Origin of the sequence: Legionella cardiaca (assembly GCF_029026145.1) — a bacterium.
GTDB classification, from domain to species: domain Bacteria; phylum Pseudomonadota; class Gammaproteobacteria; order Legionellales; family Legionellaceae; genus Tatlockia; species Tatlockia cardiaca.
This window is the reverse complement of the sequence record NZ_CP119078.1, coordinates 803309-817570: the sequence shown is the minus strand read 5'-3', so window position 1 is coordinate 817570 and position 14262 is coordinate 803309. Positions and strand designations below refer to the sequence as shown.

The following is a 14262-nucleotide window of genomic DNA, read 5'->3' as shown; positions in this document are numbered from 1 at the left end:
AAGAGTGAGTTGAATTCTTATGGGATTTTTCTAGCACTTGTCATGCCAGTATATATTTAGATAATTTGATATCTAATGCTTGGCTGCTAGAAAAATCACAATATACCTTACTGGACTAGCTATGTTAATCTAGGAGCCTTACTCAGCATTTCCATTTTAAATTTATGAAAGCCAAAAGCTACAGAAATTATTTACAACAAAAATTTAATTATTCCATGCTACGAGAATGGAGTTCTTTTTTATTTCTCGTATTGATTTTATTTGCAGCTCGTTCAGCAATTGCCGATTGGAATCGCATCCCCTCAGGATCGATGGAACCAACAATTTATGTTGGCGATTTAATTTTAGTGAATAAATTAGCCTATGATCTTAAAATCCCTTATACTACAATTCATCTTGCTGAATGGGCAAATCCAAAACAAGGAGAAATTGTTGTTTTTAATAAACCAGGTGACGGACAACGTTTAATTAAAAGAGTCATTGGCACACCTGGCGACATTATAGAAATGAAAAATAATGTGTTAATTGTGAATGATCATCCCTCTACCTACAGCCCTTTGCCACCCGTCACGGCGAAGCTTCCAAAAGAAGAGCAAAATTTGGCAGTCTTTGCAACTGAACAGTTAAACCAAAAATCTCATGCTGTTATGGGACTACCCTCTCAGCCAGCCTTACGTTCATTTGGTCCTATTAAAATTCCAGCAGATCAATTTTTTCTGTTGGGGGATAATCGCGACAATAGCGCTGATTCCAGATATTTTGGTTTTGTACCACGCCAGCAAATTATTGGCAGGGCAGAAAGAGTAATTATCTCTTGGGATAAGGAAGATTTCTATAAACCAAGGTTTAAAAGATTTTTGCAAAAATTAATTTAAGTGAATGAAAACCTTCATTTCTATGTTCTAACAATATTCATTTACAAAGCCTACATTATTTTTAGATTGTTTAATTTTAAGTAGGCACAGTTTTTGAATATTAAATTACAGTAATTCTAGAGAAGGATTATGAAATGAAAGTTAAAACTTTGTTAAAAATTTTTCCTCTGGCACTTTATGCACTTATTTCAATCTTCCACAGTGCAATTATTTTATATTGAAATTTTATACAAAAAATCTCTCATGCCCGCGCAGGCGGGCAACCTTTCAGCTAATTGCTTTCCCTTGTCCTCCTACGAACAATATCTTCTTACTACTCAGCTTTCTTGCGCAAAAGTCAAACTTAGAAAATGAGAATCTTTTCTAGAGATCGATACCAGCAATTTTGCTTTATTTTGTTCAATTAAAGTCAATTTTTACTCGTGTAGCTAATTACCCCTCAGGTTAGGGTATACTATATCAACATAGGATATTGCGAAAGCAAGATTAACTCGCTTTATCTTCTAAAATAAATCACTCTGGCTTATTATTTTTATTGTTTGAAATTAGAACAATGAGTATTGAATAATGAAAAAAAAACGCATTATTATCGGCATATCCGGAGCCTCTGGAATTATTTATGGTATTCGACTTCTAGAGTTATTAGCTCAAACCGATTACGAAACACATCTTATTGTTTCAAAAGCAGCGCAACAAACACGTTCTTGTGAAACCAATTTAACCGCAAATGAATTGTGTGAATTGGCAGATGTTTTCTATTCTATTCACGATATTGCTGCTGCAATATCAAGTGGATCATTTAAAACAGCAGGAATGATTATCGCTCCTTGCTCAATGCAAACTTTAGCAAGTATTGCCTGTGGTACTACGTCTAATCTCCTGACACGGGCTGCTGATGTCGTTTTAAAAGAGCGCCGTCGATTAGTTTTATTGGTTCGTGAAACCCCTCTTCACCTGGGACATCTTGAAAATATGAAAAAAGTAACCGAAATGGGAGCCATTGTTGCTCCTCCTGTCCCAGCATTTTATAATCAACCTCAGACAATAAATGATATCGTTACTCATAGTGTCGGGCGTGTGTTGGATTTATTTGATATTGATGTGAATGTTGTCAAACGCTGGAAAGAGACTGACTCCGAATAAAAATAAATTCGATATATTGGCGTAAAATAAAAAGGATATTATTTTAATGGATAGCCTATGAATATTTTATCAAACATTAAAGTAAGGGCGGCTATAGTTGTTCGACATATATCTCAATCGACTACTGCCTGCCTTCTTTCCATGACAAAAGGCAATTTAGGCTCTCTTACATTAAGTCATTGGGAAATTGCCATTACTACAGGATTAGGTGTTGGTTTAATTAGCTTAATTGCCTCATTCGGGAATTTGGTTAAATTGCAAACATCTCGTTTTGGAGTCGCATTCATTGCCTTTGTTGGTACATTCATTGCCGATTATATTAATCATGCGGCCTGGCCTGAGGCCTTAGCTACAGGAGCGGGGGCCGCCTTGTTATCTCTAACATTATCACTGACCCCACTTGATAAATTTATAGCCAAATTACAAGGCGGTGAAGAACAGGAAGAAGAAGCCTAAATTTGACTCAATAGACTTATCACAGCCTAATGAGTCAAATATAATCTTAGCGAGTACCGCCAATAGTTAATGCATCAATTTTTAAAGTAGGCTGACCAACACCAACTGGAACAGATTGCCCATCCTTGCCGCACACACCAATGCCACTGTCCAGAGAAAGATCATTGCCGATCATGCTTACTTTTTTCATCACTTCAGGGCCATTGCCAATGAGTGTTGCGCCCTTAACAGGCTTGGTTACTTTACCATCTTCAATCAAATATGCCTCGCTGGCCGAAAAGACGAATTGACCAGAGGTAATATCAACCTGTCCCCCACCAAAATTAACAGCATACAAACCGCGCTTCACAGAACGAATTATTTCATCGGGGTGGTATTTACCGACCAACATGTAGGTATTAGTCATTCGCGGCATCGGCAAATGAGCGTAGGATTCGCGACGACAATTACCAGTAGGCTGCATACCCATTAATTTTGCATTGAGCTTATCCTGCATATAATTTACCAACACCCCGTCTTCAATAAGGGTTGTACATTGAGCAGGTGTTCCTTCATCATCAATGGTGAGAGAACCGCGTCTATCTTTTAAGGTGCCATCATCAACCACGGTGACACCTTTTGCAGCAACTTGCTGTCCCAAACGTCCAGAAAAAGCGGAAAGCCCTTTGCGGTTAAAATCGCCTTCTAACCCATGCCCAACCGCTTCATGTAATAAGACGCCAGGCCAACCTGGTCCTAACACAACAGGCATTGTGCCAGCAGGTGCATCCTCTGCTTCAAGATTAATCAAAGCTTCACGCACTGCTTCGCGTGCATAGCCGAGGGCTCTTTCTTTTTCTAGAAAATAAGAATAAGCTACACGACCACCACCCCCAGAGCGCGCTGATTCCCTACGCCCATTTTTATCTTCAACAATGACGCTTACGTGAATACTGACTAAAGGTCGTATATCAGCAGTCATTTGGCCATGCATGCCCGCAACCATAACGACTTCATAACATCCGCTTAAAGAAGCATTGACTTGTATAACACGAGGATCAATGCGCCGTGCTTCTTTATCAATTGCCTCTAAGAGCGCTATTTTTTCTTGTTTGCTCATGCCTTCAATAGGATTTAATGGCGCGTAACGTGTAATAGGTGACGCGGCTATCTGAATAGGCCGCACTGGTTTTGTTCCAGTAAAAGCAATTGAGCGGGCAGCGTCTGCTGCTCGTTGCATGGCAGGCAATAAAATATCATCACAATAGGCATAGCCGGTCTTATCACCACTTACGGCTCGAATACCAACACCACGATCGATAGAATAGCTACCACTCTTCACTTCAGAGTCTTCTAAATACCAGGACTCATAACTGCTACTTTGAAAATAAAGATCTGCATCATCCACATGATGGCTCATCATAGAGCGAATTAATTTTTCTAAAGCGGTTTCATCTAAAGATGCAGGCTTTAATAATATATCTTTGGCTAGCGCTAACGCCTGAGTCATAATTTTACCTTTTAATTAATAAAGAACATGATGGTCATTACACGGAAACTGCCGCCGTAATTGCTCTAATTGCTGCAAATCGACCTCAGCAGTTATCATACCAATACCTTCCTCTTGCTGTCTTACTATCTTTCCCCAAGGCTCAACTATCATACTGTGACCATAAGTATGTCGCCCATTTTCATGTAAACCACCTTGATTAGGAGCTATCACATAACATAGATTCTCAATAGCCCGTGCTCTTAATAAGACTTCCCAATGAGCAGCACCGGTCACCGCAGTAAATGCTGATGGCACACTAAATAATTCAGCCCCTCTTAATACTAATTGTCGATATAATTCCGGAAAACGCAAATCATAACAAACAGACAGGCCTACGCGGCCCACAGGTGTATCCACCACAACAATTTCATCACCTCTTTCAATTGTAGATGATTCTTGATGTGCTTCCTGCTCAGAAACACGCACATCAAACAAATGAATCTTATCATAGCGTGCGGCACATAGTCCTTTATCATCAAACACTAAGCAGCTGGAACGAGCACGTTCTTGCAAGCCCTTCAAAGGTAACGTGCCGGCGATAACCCATAAACCATATTCTTTTGCCCAACGACTGATATGGTCTTGAATTTCGCCCGATCCATATTTCTCAGCTTTACTCAATTTATCAGTTTCATGTTTGCCCATAAAAGCAAAATTTTCTGGCAAAACCAATAAATCGATCTCCTCCTCTTTGGCCTTAATAAAAAACTGTTTTACTTGATTCAAATTGTTTGTTATCGATCCTGAAGAAATCATTTGAATCGCAGCAATGTTAGGCATGTTCCCATTTCCAAATAGAAAATTATTCTAATTATCTGCGATTAGTTTGTGATGTTTCAATCTTTTGGTTATATATAAATCTTGGCACTTTCAAAATAGAAAGCTCCCAAAGACTATCATGAAGAAATCTTGCCAGTTTTTTTACATATCTATAGACTTGAAAAGAAAGCATCACACCTATACATATGCTAAAATAGAAATATAAATAATCTGGAGCTATGCATGAACAGAAACGACGTTACCTTGTTAAGTCAACGAAGTGAAGCGGTACTTGCGACGAATAAAGTTCTACGCAATACCTATCTTTTACTTGGTATGACATTTTTATTTAGTACTCTTATGGCTTATGTGTCATTTGCCGTCAATGCAAAGCCTATGAATCCTTTGCTAATGATTGTTGGCGTTTATGGTTTAATGTTTCTAACTCATGCATTAAGAAATAGTGCCTTGGGGTTAATCAGTGTTTTTGCTTTTACCGGTTTTCTTGGCTATAGCTTAGGCCCTATCCTAAACTTTTACGTTGCCAGTTTTTCGAATGGACATCAACTTATTGGAACTGCACTTGGTGGTACCGGGATGATTTTCTTTGCCTTATCAGGCTATGCTCTGACTACTCGTAAAGACTTTAGCTACTTGGGCGGTTTTCTTTTCGTTGGAGTCATGGTTGCCCTACTCGCTATGATTGCCGGAATCTTTTTCCAAATTCCAGCTCTACAGCTTGTTATTTCAGCAGCTTTTGTGTTGATTTCTTCTGGTTTAATTCTATTCCAAACCAGTGAGATTATTCACGGTGGAGAAACTAACTACATTTCGGCAACTGTTTCTTTATTTGTATCCATTTATAATTTGTTTGTTAGCCTTCTTAATATACTCAGCGCATTTTCAGGTCGCGACTAAAATCATCTCCTCAACTTGAGTCCCGGTGAGTCTACCGGGATTTTTTTATCTCCTATAAGTAACTCTTTTAATCTTTCCTTAAGCAGAGGTGTACTATCATATACACTACGTACTCTTAATTCCTAATTTATGCCTAACATAATAATATATACCGATTTCGATGGAACCATAACCGCAAAGCCCGGGAATGAACTGGTTTTTACCCCTTTCTATCAGTCATTGCTAGAAGGTTATGAAGAGGGAAAAATACAAAAAAATTATAAAACCACACCATTAAAAAGTTCTTCTGAAATCCAGGATTTGTTTGTAAAAAAATTCGGGGAATATGACGGAGAATCCAATTATCTTCGTGAAGATGCTGAGTATCTCATGACTCCGGAGGCAGTGAGCTTTTTCCATAAAGTATTAAGTAATCCCGATATCAAAGTAAATATTGTTACTAGAAACCGCTCTGGTTATATTAAAGAGTTATTCGCCTATCATAAATTTACTGCCGAAGAAATTAGTAGGCTGGAAATTCATGATAAAACAGGCAAATATGATGCTGTTTCTTCCGATTCCCATCCAGAGGGAATCTCTCATTTTTACGTTTTCGATGACTCTTCTGAAGATTACGGGGCGATGTATTATGCGCTTACAAATCGAGGGTATCAACAAGAGCAAATCTATGGGAGAAATGAAGCACCAGGACAATTTAAATGGGGCGAATATTTAAATCATATCCTAATTAAATTAGGACTTTCTTCCGAGAAAAAAGAATCTTTAGAGTCTATAAATCCCTCTTCAGAAGACTCATCAATACTCTCCGCTTCAAGCACCCTAACTGCGCTTGAGACGCGGGATCGAGAGTCTTCTAGTCGAAAAAAAGAACCTTCATCACAACATGCTACAGTTTTATTCGATAAAATAGAACAAGAGATAGCTCGTATTAAAGGTTACAAAAATAGCAAAGCCCTTTATAAGGCAAGTAAAATTGAAACTGCGCTTGCAGAAGCAAGTAAGTACTTGCAAGCAAATCCTTCTTGTACAATCAAAGAGTTTCTAAATTATCGAAAAGATAATAACCCTGAAACATTGTCTATTTCAAATGCCTTAGCCATTAAACGCAACTCTTGGGATTTCCTTCATACGCCTGATGCATTTAAGAATGTTATGAAGCTATTTACAGGACGAATGGATGAACAGGTTGGTCATAAAGAAGATGAGATTCGTCCTCTTCCCATCTCCCCCATTAAGTAAAACTTTGGAACGCCAGTTCAAAACTGGCGACTCAAGCTAGTCAAGTTGCACGCAATTAAATCCTGGAAATAAACCAGTGTGGTTTTGACCAAGGTTTATAACTACTTCTTTGGCTTGCTGATACACAAGATAAGTGTAATGATTTATTATAACTTTAATTGATGCGCTCAGTAGTGCAATTCTGAAACTCTAAAATCTAATTAAAATTTAATAGAATAGAGTCATAATTTTTAAACTTCCATCAGTTTGGATTTTAAAATTAAAAATATATGGGTCTTTATTCTTTCTGATTTTCTCCTGGTTCAGTTATGGCTACGCGATAAATCTCAAGATCGGTACCATCTACGACAATGCCCCTTTTGAAATGATAGCTAATAAAAAAAATGGAGAATTTATTGGCTTTGATATTAGTCTAATGGAAGAAATTTGTAGACGACTTAATGCGACCTGTACTTTTCAAGGCGTGTATTTTGATCAGCTTTTTGATTTGGTCAGTAGCGGCGAAGTAGATCTGGCAATTGCAGCAATTATTATTACCCCTGAACGAAGCGAAAAATTTTTATTTAGCCTTCCCTATAAAGAAAGCCATCTTCAGTATATAGTTCGTTATCAGTCTCCTTTGCAAAGCATTGAGGATTTGCAAGGAAAGACCATCGGTGTCTATTTAAATTCACCCGCACAAAATTTTGTATTACAACAATTTGCGAACACAGTGCAATTTCAAACCTATCGAACCTCTGCTCAAATGTTTGATGCGTTGTATCATCAAAAGATAGATGCAATCATTATCAATCCTCCCCAGGCTATGTATTGGATGTCCAACAACTCGGGGATTTATCGATTATTAGGAAAAAAATATCCGATAGGTGAAGGTTATGGAATTATGACCCAGTTAGGTCGTAATGATTTAATGGCTCAAATTAATAATATCTTGAATAGCATAGAAAATGACGGAACCTATCTGAATATTTATAATTCATTCTTCAGTGAATAGTCATTCCCATCCCAATGTAATTCCCTCGTCATTCTCCTCGTTATTTTCTCGCCATCCTTGTTATCCTCGTCATCCCGAACGTAGCGAGGGATCTCCTCACTGCAAGGATCATCTGGATAGATTGTGCCACGCAAGGAGATCCCTTCGCTACGCTCGGGATGTCGTAAGAGTTAAGGATGACAAAGGGAATTTTGAATGCAATGGACGGAGGCTACCTGCGTAGTTGCCAAAGTTTTATTCTGGAATTGCTTTCCTCAAAGCAAATTGAATCAGAACCAGTTGCCTCCAAACTCCGGAGTTAATTCTTCCCTTCTTGCTGCCAGCTTGCTTTAGCACGAAACAAGGCAGACAAATCACTCGCCGATTTCTTAAAGGGTTTACTCAATGAAAATATTTCGCGCTCTTTGCGATAATAAACACCTAAGGGAACAGGGAATTCCGGAAATGTTAGTCGAGCTAAACGCATGGCAGCAATAAAATTGCTAGCATCGTGGCGATAAGTTACTTCGCTTTGAATTTTGCGTTGCAACAGTTCATCTTGTAAATCTAAAGCCCACTGTTGTTCTGCACCAAATATCAAAGGAGCGCCCTCTTCCAAAATAATGGTTTGTTCAGCACGATTTGTTTTGACGGCAAACGCATCAAAAGCACCGTTATTAAAAATATTGCAATCTTGATAGATTTCAACAAATGAACATCCTTTATGTTCATAAGCTTTCTTAAGAATAGAAGCAAGATGATTTGGATCCTTATCCACCGCACGCGCAACAAAGCTGGCACCAGATGCCAGTGCAATTGTTAACGGATTTATAGGTTCATTGCTAACCCCTTGTGGGGATGTTTTAGTCACTTGTCCTTTTTGTGAGGTTGGCGAAAATTGTCCCTTTGTTAATCCATATACCTGATTATTAAATAACAAAATATTAACGTTTACATTGCGTCTTAAACAATGAATTAAATGGTTCCCACCGATACTTAAGGCATCCCCATCTCCGGTAATAATCCAAACTGTTAAATCATCACGCATTGCTTTAAGTCCTGTAGCTACCGCTGTCGCTCTGCCATGTATGGTATGAAAGCCATAAGTATTCATGTAATAAGGTAGTCTCCCCGCGCATCCTATTCCTGATACAAATACATGTTTTTCAGGTGGCACCCCTAATTCAGGAAGCACGCGTTGCAACGCCGCCAGGATTGCATAATCACCGCAGCCCGGGCACCAACGCACCTCAGTAGAATTAGTGAAATCTTCGCGTTTATACGTGTTATTCATGATCGATTTCCAATTTAATGGCTTGAACCAGGTGACTCACCGTAAAGGGTTGACCGTTGCACTGATTAATTGATTTCGCATCCACCAAATAATTGGCACGTAACAATTGGCACAATTGGCCAGAATTTAATTCAGCAACCAGCACTTTTTGGAATTTATTAAGAAGTGAACCCAACTCATCCGGTAATGGATTCAAATGCCTCAAATGCAGGAGAGCAATTGCAATTCCTTCAGCACGGCATTGACTGACAGCTGACTTTAAACTCCCATAAGTACTACCCCAGCCAATTAATAACATCGTTGCGTTTTCCTGGCCTTCAAGCTGTAAAGCGGGGTATTCGCGAACAATGCCGGCAATTTTATTTGCCCTGAGTGTAACCATATTTTGATGGTTCTGTGCATCATAGCTAACCCGTCCTTCTTCCCCTTGTTTTTCTAATCCACCTAATTGATGTATGAAACCAGGTGTGCCAGGCACGTTCCAGCTTCGTGAAAGAATTTCATCACGTTGATAGGGCTTAGGAAAACGATTGAAATCAATGACAGGCATTTCCAACGATTCGACCGCAGGAATCTTCCAAGGTTCTGCGGCGTTTGCCAAATAAGCATCGAGTAAAACAATGACTGGAGTCATGTATTTAATTGCCAGGGTGAAGGCTTCAAAAATAGTATTAAAACAATCAGCTGGTGATTTCGCCGCAAGAACAGGTAGGGGCGCTTCGCCATGGCGACCATAGAGAGCCTGACGTAAATCACTTTGCCCAGTTTTAGTCGGCAAGCCTGTAGAAGCGCCTGCTCGCTGAACATCAACCAAAACAAGAGGTAACTCTGCCATAACAGCAAGCCCCAGGCTCTCACTTTTTAAATCGAAGCCAGGTCCTGATGTGCACGTCAATGCCAAGCAACCACCATATGCAGCTCCTATACAGGTACAAATAGCGGCAATTTCGTCTTCTGCTTGCAGCAACTGCACACCATAATCACCTAATTTGGCACACTCATGTAAAATAGCTGAAGCGGGAGTAATCGGATAGCCAGACACGAGCAAAGAGGTTGCTGTTCCTGTTGCAATGGTTGCAATCGCTAATGAAACCGCTTCAACACCTGTAATTTGTCTATACTCACCATCCTCACGACTAACTTGCCCTAACATGAATTGACGACGAGTTAGTTCCAGAGTCATTGCATAATTAAAACCTGCCAGCAAAGTTAGTTCATTTGCCTTTGCAATTTGCGGATTAGTGTTGAATTTCTTTTTAATAAATTCGATACAATTATCCGTCGGTAAATCAAATAACCATAAGACCAGCCCTAAAACATAGAAGTTTTTAGCTTTCTTTGCCTGCGCATGATTCATGTCTAACGCGGCAACTGCTTGCAGTGTTTGGGTAATTAATGGCAAGGACACTACTTGATAGTGTTCTTTGGCATTATCAAGTAATTCATTGCTTATTCCTGCTTTTTGCCAATCCTTGGCTTGAAAACTATCCTCATTAATAATTAATAAGCCCCCGGCATTGAGATGTTGCAGGGAGTTTTTTAAAGCAGCAGGATTTAATGCCACTAATACGTCCAATGTTTCACCGGCCGTAAAAATAGCTTGCTCTGACATCGCCAGCTGAAAACCAGAAACGCCAGCAACAGTGCCTGCAGGTGCTCTAATTTCCGCAGGAAAATCAGGAAGCGTCCTTACATCTTTACCCGTTAGTGCTGCAGTAATTGTCAACTGCTCACCAACAAGTTGTACACCGTCACCCGAATCTCCTGTTAAACGTATAACGATTGCGTCAGTATTTGACATAGTTTCTTGCTTCCAACATGAGTTGACGCATGTGTCTTACCGCTTCCTTTAAACCACTAAATAAAGCACGGGCGATAATGGCATGGCCAATATTTAGTTCGTGAAACTCTTTAATAGCAGCAATGGGTTTTACATTATGATAATTTAAGCCATGTCCTGCATTGACAATCAAATTAAGACTGGCGGCATATTTTGCTGCTTCTGTAATTCTTTGCAATTCACGTGCCTGATCAGCTGGATTAGTGGCATCCGCATAACAACCAGTATGAATTTCAATCACTGGCGCTCCAACAGCAGCAGCAGCTTCAATTTGCTGCACATCAGGATCAATGAATAAAGAAACTTCACTTCCTATAGTCTGCAAACGTTTTACTGCATCAGCCACTGCCTGATAATGCCCTATGACATCTAAACCACCTTCTGTAGTAAGCTCTTCGCGTTTTTCAGGCACTAGACACGCATGTTCTGGTTTAATTTCTTCTGCAAAATTAAGCATCGCCTCTGTAATAGCCAACTCTAAATTCATTCGAGTTTGTAAGACAGCTTTAATAAGGCGAACATCGCGTGCTTGAATATGCCGTAAATCTTCACGCATATGCAGGGTAATTCCATCAGCCCCTGCCTCCTCGGCTTCCATAGCTGCTTGCACTGGGTCAGGATAAATAGTACCTCGAGCCTGTCGCACTGTTGCGATATGATCAATATTAACACCGAGCAAAATTTCATTCGTCATAACTTCACCATTGTAAAACAAATCAATGTCAAATTATGACCTGAAACACAGTTTGCATCTATAGCACTGTTAGGCATTTTTAATTTAATTCTTACTTTTGATACTAAAAATAAGCGATTTACATGCCAACACTATTCATTTTTTCTAATAAAGTTGACGAAAAATTTACAATGAAAAATCCAGTGTTAACTTTCACGTCATAATACTTTCATATAATGAAAAGAAATCCTTAATCATTTAGGGTTGATTATAGAATGCCATCCAATAACGACATAGTTAGCTTTTTCTTTCTTGGTACTGCACACCACCGCGCAACCAGACAGGATGTGTTAACTAGTTTTTATGATTTGATTAAGAAATCAGGCGGAGCAACCCATCTTTTTGATGGTGTTGGTTCTTCACCGCAGCACCTTGGAACTGAACACCCAATGCCCGGTCGTTATGTTTATGACCCCACTACCGACACAAAACTTATCCCTAGAGACGAATCACTAACAGGTGTTCGCGAGCTTATGAAAAAGTTAACAGGTGTCACTGCAGGCGATGGAATGGATGAATTGCTGTTTGAAGGCATTCAATATTTGGAAAATTTAATCAAAAACAATCATGGTGTAATGCCTAAAACTGTCAATTTACATGGTTATAGTCGAGGGGCCGACGCATGCGTAAGGCTTGCGAATTTATTGGATAGTTTATATCCAGATGTTGAGGTTAATTTATTTCTTATTGATCACGTGCCTGGCCCCGGTAGAGCAGATGATCCGGCTTCCTATACTATCCCTGCTAATGTAAAACGTTTACAGTCAACAATTATGCTCCATGAATACACGCCAGGATTTGCCCCACAAGATAAAGTACGTTACGTGTTTGCCAATCCCACATCAACCAAAGCTTCTATACAGGTTTATCCTGGCTCTCATGGGACAGCAACCAGACTAACATCAAATCAAAAAACTAATGATGTACCTATCCTCCTTCATGATTCATTATTACGTTTTGCCAGGGAAACAGGATCTCTACCTGACGATTCTGCAGTACCGACCTTGAAGGTACTTACTAAGGGTACAGCCTACGAAGAAAGAGAAGCGACCAGTCTTTCCGACATTGAACGATTTCATTATTACAATCAGGTCAAGAAAAATTGGCGTTATTATTGTGCGGTTGGTAATCTATCAAGTTTTCATTCCGCAGGTCTTGTAAGTCATCGTAAAGTATTAACTGAACATATACACTACAGTGAGAATCACCATCTATTTATTAACCAGGAACATGGCGAATTATTTCAACGCTTTTATCCTGCTTTGTACGATTGGTTCTTACTAAATCATTCTAATCCCACAGTTACTTCTGATGATGTCATACGAGAGCTTGAAATATTAGCTCAACAAGAACCTGATTTTCATAATAATTTCTGTCACATTTGTCAGATTGAGGATCTAGAAAACCCACAACCTTGTGCAATGAGACAACGCAAATTAGTTTCTTCCAATAAACCACTGGTTCATGATGAGTTGTCTTATTTGCAACATTCCCTAACTTCTATCATTAATTATCAACTTCATCATATGGGATCGGATACACCACCTCTATTATTTGCTATGAATCAATTAAATAAAGCTTTATATGACGCAGAAAAATGCGCTAAGTCTTCTGATGCTATTCGTGTTTTACGGCAAGGAATTTTCCTGGCAACTTCTTTCTTGGAAGTTAGAGCTCAACAAGAAAGCTATCTCTATCAACAACTACTTAAACTAAATATCAATGCTGATGAATATATAATAAGCATACAAACCCTTCTAAGGGAAAATTTAACCCACAATGAACAATTAGACTCCGACGAACGACAATTCCTCACCAGGGTGATCGAAATACTTGATGAGCTTGCTGCTGACAACCAGATGGATAAATTGTATAAATTACAACAGGCAAGAACCGTTGTAAAAGAAACCAGCATTAAGCTGCAATATCCAACAAATGAGGAAACATTAGTTAGAAATATAATAGCATCAGCCTATGAATCTTTTAATGCGCCCAAACAATTTAGCAGGCAAAAATTTATTTCATCTCTTAATGAGTTAAGTACTCCTGGCTTTTCTGATAAAAATATTGCTAACGATCTTGCAAAACAATTTAATTCCTATCATCAAAGAACTGTCTTTTGGTATGCAGTGAAAAAATTCTTATCAGATATTTTATCAATAGAAGTGCCTATCCCGCTTTCAGTAAGAAAAGCTAATATTGCAGCAGAAATGCGCGGTGAACTACAAACTTTGCATAAACAGGGGCAAGGAAACGATTTAGTTGCCGTTTCTAAAATTTTGGCCAAAGGTCAGCATGCATTGCAAACTATTTATTTGCATCATAAAGGTATACACAAAGGTGAATTGGATAAAATTTTTGATAAATCGCTAGGGATAGTACGTGCAGAAATTGATTTTTTAACAATACCGACAAATCAGGCTACCTTAAAAATTGGATAATCGCATTTTATATTGAGTACAAGTCCAAGACTAGTAAATTTAAAAATTTTCCTGAAAAAT

Annotated in this window: 12 protein-coding genes; 7 read left to right on the top strand and 5 right to left on the bottom strand. The window is 38.9% G+C overall.

Features of this window, described 5'->3' with window-relative positions; genetic code table 11:
• The first annotated feature begins 164 nt into the window (after window positions 1–164).
• The 3 genes from lepB to PXX05_RS03560 all read left to right on the top strand — a co-directional run bounded on the left by lepB (window position 165) and on the right by PXX05_RS03560 (window position 2474).
• Window positions 165–875, top strand: a complete 711-nt coding sequence (lepB, locus tag PXX05_RS03570; RefSeq protein WP_275089686.1) for a signal peptidase I — start codon at window positions 165–167, stop codon at window positions 873–875.
• A gap of 567 nt (window positions 876–1442) precedes the next feature.
• Window positions 1443–2018 carry a UbiX family flavin prenyltransferase gene (locus PXX05_RS03565; protein WP_275089685.1) on the top strand — a complete coding sequence of 192 codons (576 nt, stop codon included), beginning with the start codon at window positions 1443–1445 and terminating at the stop codon, window positions 2016–2018.
• Between the two features lie 57 nt (window positions 2019–2075).
• Window positions 2076–2474, top strand: a complete 399-nt coding sequence (locus tag PXX05_RS03560; protein WP_275089684.1) for a hypothetical protein — start codon at window positions 2076–2078, stop codon at window positions 2472–2474.
• Between the two features lie 46 nt (window positions 2475–2520).
• On the opposite strand, the gene tldD is transcribed toward PXX05_RS03560, so the two are convergent.
• Window positions 2521–3963: a metalloprotease TldD gene (gene tldD / locus PXX05_RS03555; RefSeq protein WP_275089683.1), complete on the bottom strand. Its 1443-nt coding sequence runs from the start codon at window positions 3961–3963 to the stop codon at window positions 2521–2523.
• A 15-nt stretch (window positions 3964–3978) separates the two neighbouring features.
• Entirely contained in the window at window positions 3979–4785 is an 807-nt protein-coding gene (locus PXX05_RS03550) for a carbon-nitrogen hydrolase family protein (protein WP_275089682.1), read from the bottom strand.
• A gap of 222 nt (window positions 4786–5007) precedes the next feature.
• On the opposite strand from PXX05_RS03550, the gene PXX05_RS03545 reads away from it, so the two are divergent.
• The 3 genes from PXX05_RS03545 to PXX05_RS03535 all read left to right on the top strand — a co-directional run bounded on the left by PXX05_RS03545 (window position 5008) and on the right by PXX05_RS03535 (window position 7915).
• Window positions 5008–5682, top strand: a complete 675-nt coding sequence (locus PXX05_RS03545) for a Bax inhibitor-1/YccA family protein (protein ID WP_275089681.1) — start codon at window positions 5008–5010, stop codon at window positions 5680–5682.
• 129 nt (window positions 5683–5811) lie between these two features.
• A complete protein-coding gene (locus tag PXX05_RS03540; RefSeq protein ID WP_275089680.1) occupies window positions 5812–6921 on the top strand; it encodes a hypothetical protein in 1110 nt (369 codons plus the stop codon).
• Window positions 6922–7285: 364 nt separating this feature from the next.
• Entirely contained in the window at window positions 7286–7915 is a 630-nt protein-coding gene (locus PXX05_RS03535) for a transporter substrate-binding domain-containing protein (protein ID WP_275089679.1), read from the top strand.
• Window positions 7916–8213: 298 nt separating this feature from the next.
• On the opposite strand, the gene PXX05_RS03530 is transcribed toward PXX05_RS03535, so the two are convergent.
• The 3 genes from PXX05_RS03530 to pdxJ are packed head-to-tail and all read right to left on the bottom strand — an operon-like array spanning window position 8214 to window position 11722.
• Window positions 8214–9188, bottom strand: coding sequence for a 2-oxoacid:ferredoxin oxidoreductase subunit beta (locus tag PXX05_RS03530; protein WP_275089678.1), 975 nt, complete (start codon window positions 9186–9188; stop codon window positions 8214–8216).
• Window positions 9181–10989 (bottom strand): 2-oxoacid:acceptor oxidoreductase subunit alpha, encoded by a 1809-nt coding sequence (locus PXX05_RS03525; RefSeq protein ID WP_275089677.1) that lies wholly within the window; start codon window positions 10987–10989, stop codon window positions 9181–9183. Before PXX05_RS03525 ends, PXX05_RS03530 begins: the two co-directional genes overlap by 8 nt.
• Complete coding sequence (gene pdxJ / locus PXX05_RS03520; RefSeq protein WP_275089676.1) at window positions 10976–11722, bottom strand: pyridoxine 5'-phosphate synthase; 747 nt, start codon at window positions 11720–11722, stop codon at window positions 10976–10978. The genes PXX05_RS03525 and pdxJ overlap by 14 nt, the downstream gene beginning before the upstream one ends.
• Before the next feature lie 254 nt (window positions 11723–11976).
• Between pdxJ and PXX05_RS03515 the strand changes: the two genes are divergently transcribed.
• Window positions 11977–14202 (top strand): DUF5621 domain-containing protein, encoded by a 2226-nt coding sequence (locus tag PXX05_RS03515; RefSeq protein WP_275089675.1) that lies wholly within the window; start codon window positions 11977–11979, stop codon window positions 14200–14202.
• The last annotated feature ends 60 nt before the right edge of the window (window positions 14203–14262 follow it).

Bases quoted from the DNA above. Each gene is read 5' to 3' on its own strand.
- lepB (WP_275089686.1), top strand. From the start codon at position 165: ATGAAAGCCAAAAGCTACAGAAATTATTTACAACAAAAATTTAATTAT.
- PXX05_RS03565 (WP_275089685.1), top strand. From the start codon at position 1,443: ATGAAAAAAAAACGCATTATTATCGGCATATCCGGAGCCTCTGGAATT.
- PXX05_RS03560 (WP_275089684.1), top strand. From the start codon at position 2,076: ATGAATATTTTATCAAACATTAAAGTAAGGGCGGCTATAGTTGTTCGA.
- tldD (WP_275089683.1), bottom strand. From the start codon at position 3,963: ATGACTCAGGCGTTAGCGCTAGCCAAAGATATATTATTAAAGCCTGCA.
- PXX05_RS03550 (WP_275089682.1), bottom strand. From the start codon at position 4,785: ATGCCTAACATTGCTGCGATTCAAATGATTTCTTCAGGATCGATAACA.
- PXX05_RS03545 (WP_275089681.1), top strand. From the start codon at position 5,008: ATGAACAGAAACGACGTTACCTTGTTAAGTCAACGAAGTGAAGCGGTA.
- PXX05_RS03540 (WP_275089680.1), top strand. From the start codon at position 5,812: ATGCCTAACATAATAATATATACCGATTTCGATGGAACCATAACCGCA.
- PXX05_RS03535 (WP_275089679.1), top strand. From the start codon at position 7,286: ATGATAGCTAATAAAAAAAATGGAGAATTTATTGGCTTTGATATTAGT.
- PXX05_RS03530 (WP_275089678.1), bottom strand. From the start codon at position 9,188: ATGAATAACACGTATAAACGCGAAGATTTCACTAATTCTACTGAGGTG.
- PXX05_RS03525 (WP_275089677.1), bottom strand. From the start codon at position 10,989: ATGTCAAATACTGACGCAATCGTTATACGTTTAACAGGAGATTCGGGT.
- pdxJ (WP_275089676.1), bottom strand. From the start codon at position 11,722: ATGACGAATGAAATTTTGCTCGGTGTTAATATTGATCATATCGCAACA.
- PXX05_RS03515 (WP_275089675.1), top strand. From the start codon at position 11,977: ATGCCATCCAATAACGACATAGTTAGCTTTTTCTTTCTTGGTACTGCA.